The following is a 10,770-nucleotide window of genomic DNA, read 5'->3' on the forward strand; positions in this document are numbered from 1 at the left end:
CCGGGGTTCACTGAAACACCGAGTCGCCTGTATCGCGGGCAAGCCCGGCTCCCACAGAAAAGCAGTTGCCCTATCAGGCCGATTTCAGCGTGCTCAGGCCTTTGTTTTGGGCAGCACATCATTGGCAATCATTTCGCCAAACGGGCCGGTGAGGTTGGTGATGCCGCGCCCGGCCAGGCTGGCGTAGGGTTCCGGCAGCAGCGGGAACACAAGCTCAGCAAAGCGATAGGCCTCTTCCAGGTGCGGGTAGCCGGAGAAAATAAAGCTCTCGATACCCAGGTCGGCGTATTCCTTGATGCGCTCGGCGACTTGCTGCGGGTTACCGACCAATGCTGTACCGGCACCGCCTCGGACCAGGCCGACGCCAGCCCACAGGTTGGGGGCGATTTCCAGGTTGTCGCGGCGCCCATCGTGCAAGGCGGCCATGCGGCGCTGCCCTTCGGAGTCAAAGCGCGAGAAGGATTTTTGCGCGGCCGCGATGGTTTCGTCGCTGATGTGCTCGATCAATTTGTCGGCGGCTTTCCAGGCGTCTTCTTCGGTTTCGCGCACGATCACGTGCAGGCGAATGCCGAACTTGACGGTGCGGCCGTGGCGTGCGGCGCGTTCACGCACATCCGCGAGTTTTTCCGCGACGGCGGCGGGCGGCTCGCCCCACGTCAGGTACACGTCCACCTGTTCGGCGGCCAGGTCGTGGGCGGCGTCTGAAGAACCGCCGAAGTACAGCGGCGGATATGGCTTCTGCACCGGTGGGTAAAGGGCCTTGGCGTTCTGTACGCGCAGGTGTTTGCCTTCAAAATCTACCGATTCGCCCTGCAACACACGGCGCCAGATCTGCAGGAATTCGTCGGAGACTTCGTAGCGTTCGCTGTGGTCTAGGAAACTGCCGTCACCGCGGTTTTCGTCGGGGTCGCCGCCAGTCACCACATTGATCAGCAAGCGACCGTTGGACAGCCGATCCAGTGTGGCGGCCATGCGCGCCGAAACGGTGGGCGAGATGATGCCCGGACGAATCGCCACCAGATAACGCAGGCGTTCGGTCAACGGCACCAGCGCCGAGGCGATGACCCAGGAGTCTTCGCACGAACGACCGGTAGGAATCAGCACGCCGTAGTAGCCCAGGTTGTCAGCCGCCTGCGCCACTTGTTTCAGATAATTGAGGGTGACCGGGCGTGCACCCTGGGTGGTGCCCAGGTAGTGACCGTCGCCGTGCGTCGGCAGAAACCAGAAAACATCCATGACAAATCCTTAAGCGATTTTCAGCAGAGAGGGGGAGTGCGCGGCAAACAAAGGTGCTGCGCGTTCTGCGGCAAGGCGTATGCGGCCCTTCAAGGGCTCGCTGGTGATTTGGTAGTCGGTGAAGTCGGCTTCGGTGGCGTACACACCGATCGGCAAGGTCAGTGCCTGGAAGAAGCTGAACAGCGGGCGCAGCTGATGATCGAGCACCAGCGCGTGACGTTCGCTGCCGCCGGTGGCGGCGAGCAATACCGGCGTGTTGATCAGCGAGTTGAGGCCGACCAGATCGAACAAGTGCTTGAGCAGGCCGGGGTAGGAGCCGCGGTACACCGGTGCGGCGACGATCAGCAGGTCGGCCTGTTCGATGGCCAACAGTTGCGATTCAACCTCTGCCGGCAGTTCGTCACGCGACAGGGCACCGCCCAATGGCCGGGCGATGTCGCCCAGTTCGATCAGCGTGGTCTGGATCGGCAGCAACGTCGCCAGTTCGGCCAGCACGGCCTGGGTCAGCACCAGGGTGCGCGACGGGCGCCAGGTTCCGCCGGAGAGGGCAACGACATTCAGGGGACGGGTCATGAACAGTTCCTTTATCAACAGGGGTACATAGCGGGTGAAGTGGAACGTGTTGAGCAAGAGCTGTACCAACGGCTGGAAGCCTTGATGGGCGTGGGCTTCAGGCTCACTGCTGAAAAGTGAAGCTGTTGGCTGACTGGTGTTTTGTTGAATGACTGTTGCTGGTGCAACAGTTGCGTGGTGAACAGTGTTGATTCGAGATGGGCTATTTATAGAGGGTTAGGTTTATTCCGTAAATGAACGTATTTCCATATTTATAGATCTTAAATGAATATGCATTGCTGGCTATCGCAGGTCTCTGAACGGTTGATAGCGACTATCACGGCGGGTGATTTTTCACCGTGCAGAGGCGGGAGTAGCCTGTGTTCATTGACTCGAAACCTCCTTCGCAGGGCCTCCACCATGAACCATTTTCTGGCTGTTTCCGTACTGGTTATCAGCGCCGTCCTCGCCGGCTGCGCGACCCATCCATCACCTGAATCCCGCCCTTACACGGCTGAAGAAACCAAGCAATTGGCCCTTGAAGCGCTGAGCCGTCGCGGCTTGTCGTTTGATGAATATCAGCAGCAGCGCGCCGCACTGACCGCTCAGCCACAGAAGCCTTTCGGTTTTGATCACCAAGGCGAAATGAACGCCGAACGCAGCGTGGTGCTGCATGGTCGTCCCAGTTGAGCCGGCGCTCAGCAGCAAAAAGCCCGAGGATTCCCCTAAGGAACCTCGGGCTTTTTGTTTGCCATTGGGCTACTTCAGCCTGTTAAGCTGAATTTCAGGAGCGTTCCTACGCACATTTGCATAAAGTTGTTCTTCTTTAATGGCATTCGATCGGTTAAACCTGACGACCTCTGTTCCGGTTGATGCCCCTGAGACGTTGCTCTCGGGAACACGCTCTGCGAGTCTTAAACGTCATGAATAAACGTCCGTTGTATTTCGACTACGCCGCCACCACGCCGGTGGATGAGCGGGTCATCCAGGTGATGGTCGAGTGTCTGGGCTTCAATGCCAATTTCGGTAACCCCGCGTCCAGTTCCCATGCGTACGGCCAGGCGGCCCGGCAAACGGTTGAACAGGCGCGGCGCCAGGTCGCCGAGCTGGTCGGTGCCAGCCCTGAGCAGATCGTCTGGACCTCCGGCGCGACTGAATCCAACAACCTCGCAATCAAGGGCGTGGCCCAGGCGCGCGGGGTGGCGGGCGGGCACATCATTACCAGCCAGATCGAACACAAGGCCACACTGGACACCGCGCGTCAGTTGCAGGAAGCCGGGGTGGCCGTCACTTATCTGGTGCCGGACGCCGATGGGCTGATCAGCGCCACCGCGGTGAGTGAAGCGTTACGTGACGACACCTTTCTGGTGTCCCTGATGCTGGTCAATAACGAATTGGGCACCTTGAACGACATCCCTGCCATCGGCGCACGGGTGCGTGAGCACGGCGCGCTGCTGCATGTGGATGCCGCGCAAGGTGCCGGCAAAGTCGCGATCGACCTGGCTGAATGGCCGGTGGACTTGATGTCGTTTTCTGCGCACAAGCTGTACGGCCCCAAGGGCATCGGCGCGTTGTATGTCGGCCCGCGAGCGCAGCAAAAAGTGTTGGCGCAGATTCACGGGGGTGGTCACGAAGGCGGCCTGCGCTCTGGCACCCTGGCGACCCATCAGATTGCGGGCATGGGCACCGCGTTTGCCTTGGCGGCGCAGTCCTTTACCGAGGAAAAGGCCACCATCGTTGCCTTGCGCCAGCGCCTGCTCGACCAGTTGGAAACAGTCGCGGGCGTGCGCCTCAACGGCAGCGCCACACAGCGCATTCCTCATACGCTCAGCCTGACGTTCAGTGAAGGTGAGTTCAATTCCGCCGCACTCAGTGCCGGCATGGCGTTCTCGGCGACCTCGGCGTGTAATTCCGCGAGCAACGCGCCGTCCCACGTGCTTCTGGCCCTGGGCCATGACGCGCGCAGCGCTGGCCGTACCATTCGCCTGAGCCTGGGCCGGTTTACCACCGAACAGGACATCGATCAGGCCGTGCAGTTGATCAAAGCCGCACTCGCCAGTGCCCCGGCGTTCTGGGCGGTCTGATTTTTCATTCGCAACACATAACAATTATTAGTGGTTAGCAGGAGACACAATGAGTACGCAGCCTTTGACCCATGGAACGGTTCCCCAGCGCCTGGCGCACACCCGTGAACTGATGCGCCGCGAGGGCATCCACGCCCTGTTGGTACCGTCGGCCGACCCGCACTTGTCCGAGTACTTGCCGGGTTACTGGCAGGGGCGGCAATGGCTGTCGGGGTTTCATGGTTCGGTGGGCACGCTGATTGTCACCGCAGATTTCGCCGGTGTCTGGGCCGATAGCCGTTACTGGGAACAGGCGACCAAGGAACTCAAGGGCAGCGGTATCGAGCTGGTGAAGTTGCAGCCCGGCCAACCCGGCCCGCTGGAATGGCTGGCTGAGCAAACCCCCGAAGGCGGTGTGGTGGCGGTGGATGGCGCGGTCATGGCCGTGGCCTCGGCGCGTACCCTGGGCGGCAAGCTGGCAGAGCGCGGCGCGCGTCTGCGTACCGATATCGATTTGCTCAATGAAGTCTGGCAAGACCGCCCGGCCTTGCCGAACCAGCCGATCTATCAACACCTGCCGCCGCAGGCGACAGTCAGCCGTGGCGAGAAGCTCGCTGCGCTGCGAGACAGCCTGAAAGAGAAAGGGGCCGACTGGCACTTTATCGCCACCCTGGATGACATCGCCTGGCTGTTTAACCTGCGTGGCGGCGATGTGTCGTTCAACCCGGTGTTTGTGTCGTTTGCCTTGATCAATCAGCAGCAGGCCATCTTGTTTGTGGCGCTGAGCAAGGTCGATGCCGAGTTACGCGCGGTGCTGGAGCAAGAGGGTGTGACCCTGCGCGACTACAGCGAAGTGGCGGATGCGCTGCGGGCTGTGCCGTCGGGCGCGAGCTTGCACGTTGACCCGGCGCGGGTCACGGCCGGTTTGCTGGAAAACCTCGATGCCGGCGTCAAGCTGGTCGAAGGGCTGAACCCGACCACGCTGGCCAAGTCGCGCAAGAGCCTGGCGGACGCCGAGCATATCCGCCAAGCCATGGAGCAGGACGGCGCGGCGTTGTGCGAATTCTTCGCCTGGCTGGACAGCGCGCTGGGCCGTGAGCGCATTACCGAATTGACTATTGATGAACACCTGACGGCGGCGCGTACCCGTCGTCCAGGTTATGTGTCGTTGAGTTTCAACACCATCGCGGCCTTCAACGCCAATGGCGCGATGCCGCACTACCACGCCACTGAAGAAGAACACGCGCTGATCGAAGGCGATGGCTTGCTGCTGATCGATTCGGGCGGCCAGTACCTGGGCGGCACCACGGACATCACGCGGATGGTGCCGATCGGCACGCCGAGCGAAGAGCAGAAGCGTGACTGCACACGGGTGCTCAAGGGCGTGATTGCCTTGTCGCGTGCGCAGTTTCCCAAGGGCATTCTGTCGCCGCTGCTGGACGCCATTGCGCGTGCGCCGATCTGGGCCGAAGGCGTGGACTACGGCCACGGCACGGGTCACGGTGTAGGCTATTTCCTGAATGTGCATGAGGGCCCGCAAGTGATTGCCTACCAGGCCGCCACTGCGCCGCAAACGGCGATGCAGCCGGGGATGATCACCTCGATTGAGCCGGGCACTTATCGCCCGGGCCGTTGGGGCGTGCGCATCGAGAACCTGGTGTTGAACCGTGAAGCGGGCAAGACCGAGTTCGGTGAGTTTCTCAAGTTCGAAACCCTGACCCTGTGCCCGATCGACACCCGTTGCCTGGCGCCGTCGCTGCTGACGGCGGACGAGCGCGAGTGGTTCAACGCTTACCATGCCGAAGTGCGCGAGCGGCTCAGCCCGCTGCTCAGCGGCGCTGCGCTGGAATGGTTGCAGGTGCGTACAGCGGCTATTTGATCGGTTGCAGTTCGGGCGCCTGGGCCAGGGCGTCGGCCATATAGTCGACGAACGCCTTGACCCGGGCCGACTGGCGGCGATTGGGCGCCGAGACCGCGTAAATGGGCAGTGACAGCGGGGTGTAGTCCTGCAACACCGCAACCACGCGGCCGGCTATCAAGTCGTCAGCGAACAGCCACAGGGGCGACAGCGCAATGCCGAGCCCCGTTAGCACCATCTCGCGCACCGCCTCGGAGTTATTACTCTGGGCGTTGCCGGTGATGCGCACCGTATGTCGCGCGCCATCCTTGTCATAGATCCACTGATTCTGGCTGCTCAGCAGGTTGAACAGCAGGCAGTTGTGCTGCGTGAGCGCTTGCGGGGTGTGCGGGGCGGGGTGCCGCGCCAGGTACGCCGGGCTGGCTACGGTGACACGGTGGGTGATGCCGATCTGCCGCGCAATCAAGCCGCTGTCGCGCAGTTCGCCGATGCGCAGGGTCACCTCCAGACCTTCGCTGACCAGGTCCTGAAGTTGATCGCTGAGTTGCAGGTCGACTTGCACGTCAGGGTAGTGCTGCAGGAAACCGCTCAGCCGCGAGGCGATCTGCAGGCGGCCAAAGCTCACCGAAGAGCCGACGCGCAACGGGCCGGCGATGGTTTCCCTGCCGGTCTGGAAGCTGTGTTCCGCCGCATCGACGGCTGTGAGAATTTCACGGCAGTGGTGGTAGTAGCGTTGACCTTCGTCAGTCAGAGACAAGTGGCGAGTGCTGCGGGCAATCAGCTTGCCGCCCAGTTCGCGTTCCAGGGCGCGCAGTACTTTGCTGATAGTCGGCTGAGTGGTCTGCATTTCCCGGGCGACGGCGGAAAAGCTGCCGCGTTCGATCACGCGAACGAATATTGCCATTGCATTGAGTTTGTCCATGAGCTGTCCGATTCATGCCATATGCGCATAGGCACTATAGCTTTTTAGCGTCTTATCGGCATGAGTCGGTGGGTCGATCATAGGCCTCACTCCTCAACGAATCGAGATCGCCGACATGACTGATATGCACGCTTTGATTGTGGACGCTGTAGACGCGCCGCTGCGTTTGACCAGGATGCCCAGACCCGTGGCGGGTGCCGGGCAGGTGCTGGTCAGGATCAAGGCCAGTGGCCTTAACCCGCTGGACGCGAAAATTCGCGCGGGCCAAGCCGCACATGCCCGTCAGCCCTTGCCGGCCGTCATCGGCATGGACCTTGCCGGGGTTGTCGAGGCGGTTGGCCCCGCGGTGCGGGAGTGGCGCGTGGGCGATGAGGTGTATGCGCTTGCGACGGGTATCGGTGGCGTGCAGGGTTCGTTGGCGGAATACGCGGTGGTCGATGCACGCCTGCTGGCAAAAAAACCTCAGGCTCTGAGCATGCGTGAAGCGGCGGTATTGCCGCTGGTGCTGATCACTGCATGGGAAGGGTTGGTGGACCGTGCGCATGTAGGCTTGGGCCACAAGGTGTTGATCCAGGGGGGCGCCGGGGGTGTAGGGCATGTCGCGGTGCAGTTGGCGGTTGCCTGCGGCGCCGATGTGTATGCGACCGGGTCCGCCAGGCACCGGGCGACGATAGAGGGCTTGGGCGCCACCTTTATCGACTATCAGCACCACAGGGTCGAAGACTACGTAGCGCAGCATACGGCGGGTGAAGGGTTTGACATTGTGTATGACACCGTCGGTGGCGAGACGCTGGATGCCTCCTTTCTAGCCGCCAAGGCGTATCACGGCCACGTGGTCAGTTGCCTGGGCTGGGGGCAGCACAGCCTGGCGCCGCTATCGTTTCGCGGGGCGACGTATTCCGGTGTCTTTACTCTATTGCCGTTGTTGACGGGCAAAGGGCGTGAGCACCACGGACAGATACTGGCTGACGCGGCCAGGTTGATCGATGCGGGCAAGCTCAGGCCGATCATGGACCCGCATCAATTCGACCTGCAGACGGCAAACGCCGCCTACGATTTGCTCGCAAGCGGCGCTCAGGGGCGATTGGCGATAGCGATTAGCTGAGGGCTTCGCGCACAAAATCCAGACGGTCCTGACCGAAGAACAGCTGGTTGCCTACAAACATACTGGGCGCACCGAACACGCCGCGCTGAACGGCCTGCTCCGTGTTGTCCTTGAGGGCGGCTTTCACACTTTCGTCATTGGCCAGGGCCAGCACTTCTTCCGGGTTGAAACCGGCTTCGGTCAACACCGCGGCCACTACAGCGGGGTCGCCCATATTCCGACCTTCGACCCAGAGGGCGCGGAACAGGCAGCCGATGAAGCCCTGGAAGCGCTTGGGCTGGTGAAGCTGCATGCCGGTCACTGCGCGCATCAGCATCAGGGTATTGATGGGGAAGTGCGGGTTGAACTTGAGCGTCACGTTGTAGCGCTGGGCATACCGCGCCAGGTCGTTAAACAGGTACCGGCCCTTGGCCGGCACGGTGATGGGGGATGCATTGCCCGTGGCTTTGAACACGCCTCCGAGCAGCATCGGCTGGTACACCAGGGTCGCGCCGGTTGCAGCGCACAGGGCAGGCAGTTGGGTGTAGGCCAGGTAAGTGGCGGGACTGCCGAGGTCAAAGAAGAATTCCAGGGTTTTACTCATGGTCGATGCTCGCTGCTTATTGTTGTGAAGGCGTGCTTACCAGGGTTCATTCCAGGGGCGCAGGTCCAGTTCGAACGTCCAGGCGTCGCGCGGCTGGCTGTGCAGGTACCAATAGTTGTCGGCGATGTGTTCGGGGTTGAGGATGCCGTCCTGATCCTTCAGGGCGTATTTTTGCGGGAAGTTGTCGCGAATGAAGTCGGTGTCGATGGCGCCGTCGACCACTACGTGGGCGACATGGATATTCCTGGGGCCCAGCTCTCGCGCCATGCTCTGTGCGAGTGCGCGAATGCCGTGCTTGGCGCCGGCAAATGCAGCGAAACCCGCAGCGCCGCGCAAGCCCGCGGTAGCGCCGGTAAACAGGATGGTGCCGCGGTTGCGGGTCACCATGCGCTTGGCCACTTCGCGCGCATTCAGGAAGCCGGAGAAGCAAGCCATCTCCCAGATCTTGAAGTACTTGCGCGCGGTTTCTTCGAGGATGCTGCAAGGCACGTTGGCGCCGATATTGAAGACGAACGCTTCGATCGGGCCTAACTCGCTTTCGATCTGTTCGATCAGCGCGATGACCTCGTCTTCCTTGCGTGCATCACAGGCAAAGCCGTGGGCTCGGCCACCGGCCGCCTGGATGCTGTCGACCAAGGGCTGCAGCTTGTCCGCGCTGCGGCGGGTGACGCAGGCCACGTAGCCTTCGCGCGCGAAGCGCTTGGCAATGGCGCCGCCGGTGGCGTCACCGGCACCCACTACCAATACGATTTTGTTGTTTTCTGTCATGGGAACTCCGTTGCTCGATAGTCGAGCAGGAGTGTAGCCGCAACGTCGCAAAGGGCCGGGTCGAGATCAGATATTCACAAAGGGGAGCAGTCGGATGAAGACTGCTCGGGCGTTCACTTGCAGATGACGATCATGCTGCGACTGGTGTAGCCGGCAGGGTTGAGGCCGAAGGGGTAGTCCCCAGGCTCCTCGGAGTTGTCACCGGACTTGGCGATAACCCGGTAGCCCTTGGCACCGCATGAATTGGCTGCGCTTGTGTAGCATTCGTCCCAGGAGGAGGACAGCCCTGAACAGTTGATATGCAGCCCTTTTTTGCCCCGTTTCACTTCTGTCTTGGTGGTCGCAGCACAGCCCGCAATGCCCACGACCATGAACAGTATCAATATTCTTTTCATCACTATCCTTAATAGCCGCTTCGCAAAAAGGCTCGATGCAGGCTTTACTCGCTCTCGATTGTAGCGTTCAGCTGTCCTTGTCGAAATTCTCCATGAAAGACATTCATTTACGGCCTAAACATGGCCTAAATAAGCGGCAAATACCAGAGCTACCTTTGATAGCGATCAATCGGCCGGCACCAGCGGTTTGGATTCATTGCGCATCGTCAGCGTAGCGCCTACAGAGGCCAGGATAATGCAGGTGATGGCCAGCCACTGTGCCAGCGACAAGTGCTCTTGCAGGAAGAACAGCCCGGAAAGCGCGCCGAATGCAGGCTCGATGCTCATCAGGGTGCCAAAGGTGCGGGCAGGAAGGCGAGTGAGTGCGACCATTTCCAGGGTATAGGGCAGCGCCGTGGACAAGATGGCGACAGCCAGGGCGACGGGGATCAGTGCAGGCGTCAGCAGCGCGGCGCCTGCGTGGACAATGCCAATGGGCGCGACGAACAACGCAGCAATCATTACGCCGAGTGCTGCGGTCTGGACGCCATTGTCGTTGCCGGCCTTTTGGCCAAACAGTATATAGAGCGCCCAGCAGATACCTGCGCCAAGGGCATAGGCTGCCCCCGCCAGATCGATACCGCTGCTGGCTTCGCCTATGGGTATGAGCAGTAGAAGCCCGGCGATCGCGAGGCCTACCCATAGAAAGTCCACCGCCCGGCGCGAAGCGTAGATCGCAACGGCGAGCGGGCCTGTGAATTCCAGCGCTACTGCGATCCCCAGGGGCACTGTGCGCAAGGACATATAGAAGAGGAAATTCATGCCACCCAGTGCCATGCCATAAATGACAACGGTACGCAGGGACTTGGCTGTGAGCTTGGCGCGCCATGGGCGTAGCAGAAGCAGCATGATCACACTGGCAAATATCAGGCGCAGGGTCGTGGTGCCCTGGGCGCCGACAATGGGAAACATGCTTTTGGCCAGCGAGGCGCCGGACTGGATGGACGCCATGGCTATTAATAGCAGGCCGACCGGGAACAACGCCGATGCCAGGCTGCGGGGTGGAGTGGTCATTGGGGTGTTTGTCCAAAGTCGTGGTGGAGAGGCAGGGGCATATGATGCTCAACCGGTGAGCTTTGAGCAATATATTGCTCAGTTGCTGGTTTTTGGGCGTTTATATAGAAGGTGTGATTAAGTTTTCGGGGTGTTTGATAGAAAAGCAAAATTAAGGGTTGACGGCAGATTCTGGAAGTCTATAATTCGCCCCACTTCCGGCGCAGTCGAAACGGAAAACTCCTTGGTAAACAAA

Annotated in this window: 11 protein-coding genes; 4 read left to right on the top strand and 7 right to left on the bottom strand. The window is 60.8% G+C overall.

Features of this window, described 5'->3' with window-relative positions; all coding sequences use genetic code 11:
* Positions 1–93: 93 nt before the first annotated feature.
* Both ssuD and msuE read right to left on the bottom strand, forming a co-directional pair.
* Positions 94–1,236 (bottom strand): FMNH2-dependent alkanesulfonate monooxygenase, encoded by a 1,143-nt coding sequence (gene ssuD, locus AACV02_RS04365; RefSeq protein ID WP_119735593.1) that lies wholly within the window; start codon positions 1,234–1,236, stop codon positions 94–96.
* Between the two features lie 9 nt (positions 1,237–1,245).
* A complete protein-coding gene (msuE, locus tag AACV02_RS04370; protein ID WP_106580598.1) occupies positions 1,246–1,809 on the bottom strand; it encodes an FMN reductase in 564 nt (187 codons plus the stop codon).
* A gap of 399 nt (positions 1,810–2,208) precedes the next feature.
* Here msuE and AACV02_RS04375 point away from each other — a divergent pair, with 399 nt between their 5' ends.
* The 3 genes from AACV02_RS04375 (at position 2,209) to AACV02_RS04385 (ending at position 5,730) form a co-directional block, all read left to right on the top strand.
* Complete coding sequence (locus tag AACV02_RS04375; protein ID WP_119735594.1) at positions 2,209–2,478, top strand: hypothetical protein; 270 nt, start codon at positions 2,209–2,211, stop codon at positions 2,476–2,478.
* A 233-nt stretch (positions 2,479–2,711) separates the two neighbouring features.
* The gene (locus tag AACV02_RS04380) at positions 2,712–3,872 is read left to right on the top strand and encodes a cysteine desulfurase family protein (RefSeq protein WP_119735595.1); all 1,161 of its coding nucleotides are present in this window, start codon (positions 2,712–2,714) and stop codon (positions 3,870–3,872) included.
* A gap of 49 nt (positions 3,873–3,921) precedes the next feature.
* Positions 3,922–5,730, top strand: a complete 1,809-nt coding sequence (locus tag AACV02_RS04385; protein ID WP_119735596.1) for an aminopeptidase P family protein — start codon at positions 3,922–3,924, stop codon at positions 5,728–5,730.
* Here the strand turns inward: AACV02_RS04385 and AACV02_RS04390 are convergent.
* Positions 5,723–6,631 (bottom strand): LysR family transcriptional regulator, encoded by a 909-nt coding sequence (locus AACV02_RS04390; RefSeq protein WP_119735597.1) that lies wholly within the window; start codon positions 6,629–6,631, stop codon positions 5,723–5,725. The genes AACV02_RS04385 and AACV02_RS04390 overlap by 8 nt on opposite strands.
* Positions 6,632–6,755: 124 nt before the next feature.
* Between AACV02_RS04390 and AACV02_RS04395 the strand changes: the two genes are divergently transcribed.
* Positions 6,756–7,736 (top strand): zinc-dependent alcohol dehydrogenase family protein, encoded by a 981-nt coding sequence (locus AACV02_RS04395; protein ID WP_119735603.1) that lies wholly within the window; start codon positions 6,756–6,758, stop codon positions 7,734–7,736.
* Here the strand turns inward: AACV02_RS04395 and AACV02_RS04400 are convergent.
* The 4 genes from AACV02_RS04400 to rhtA all read right to left on the bottom strand — a co-directional run bounded on the left by AACV02_RS04400 (position 7,729) and on the right by rhtA (position 10,535).
* Positions 7,729–8,319 (bottom strand): 2-hydroxychromene-2-carboxylate isomerase, encoded by a 591-nt coding sequence (locus AACV02_RS04400; RefSeq protein ID WP_119735598.1) that lies wholly within the window; start codon positions 8,317–8,319, stop codon positions 7,729–7,731. The genes AACV02_RS04395 and AACV02_RS04400 overlap by 8 nt on opposite strands.
* A gap of 36 nt (positions 8,320–8,355) precedes the next feature.
* Complete coding sequence (locus AACV02_RS04405) at positions 8,356–9,087, bottom strand: SDR family oxidoreductase (protein WP_106580604.1); 732 nt, start codon at positions 9,085–9,087, stop codon at positions 8,356–8,358.
* A 113-nt stretch (positions 9,088–9,200) separates the two neighbouring features.
* Complete coding sequence (locus AACV02_RS04410) at positions 9,201–9,482, bottom strand: hypothetical protein (RefSeq protein ID WP_106580605.1); 282 nt, start codon at positions 9,480–9,482, stop codon at positions 9,201–9,203.
* 165 nt (positions 9,483–9,647) lie between these two features.
* Entirely contained in the window at positions 9,648–10,535 is an 888-nt protein-coding gene (rhtA, locus tag AACV02_RS04415; RefSeq protein ID WP_119735599.1) for a threonine/homoserine exporter RhtA, read from the bottom strand.
* Positions 10,536–10,770 lie beyond the last annotated feature (235 nt).

This window comes from Pseudomonas sp. Larv2_ips, assembly GCF_963879675.1.
GTDB lineage: Bacteria > Pseudomonadota > Gammaproteobacteria > Pseudomonadales > Pseudomonadaceae > Aquipseudomonas.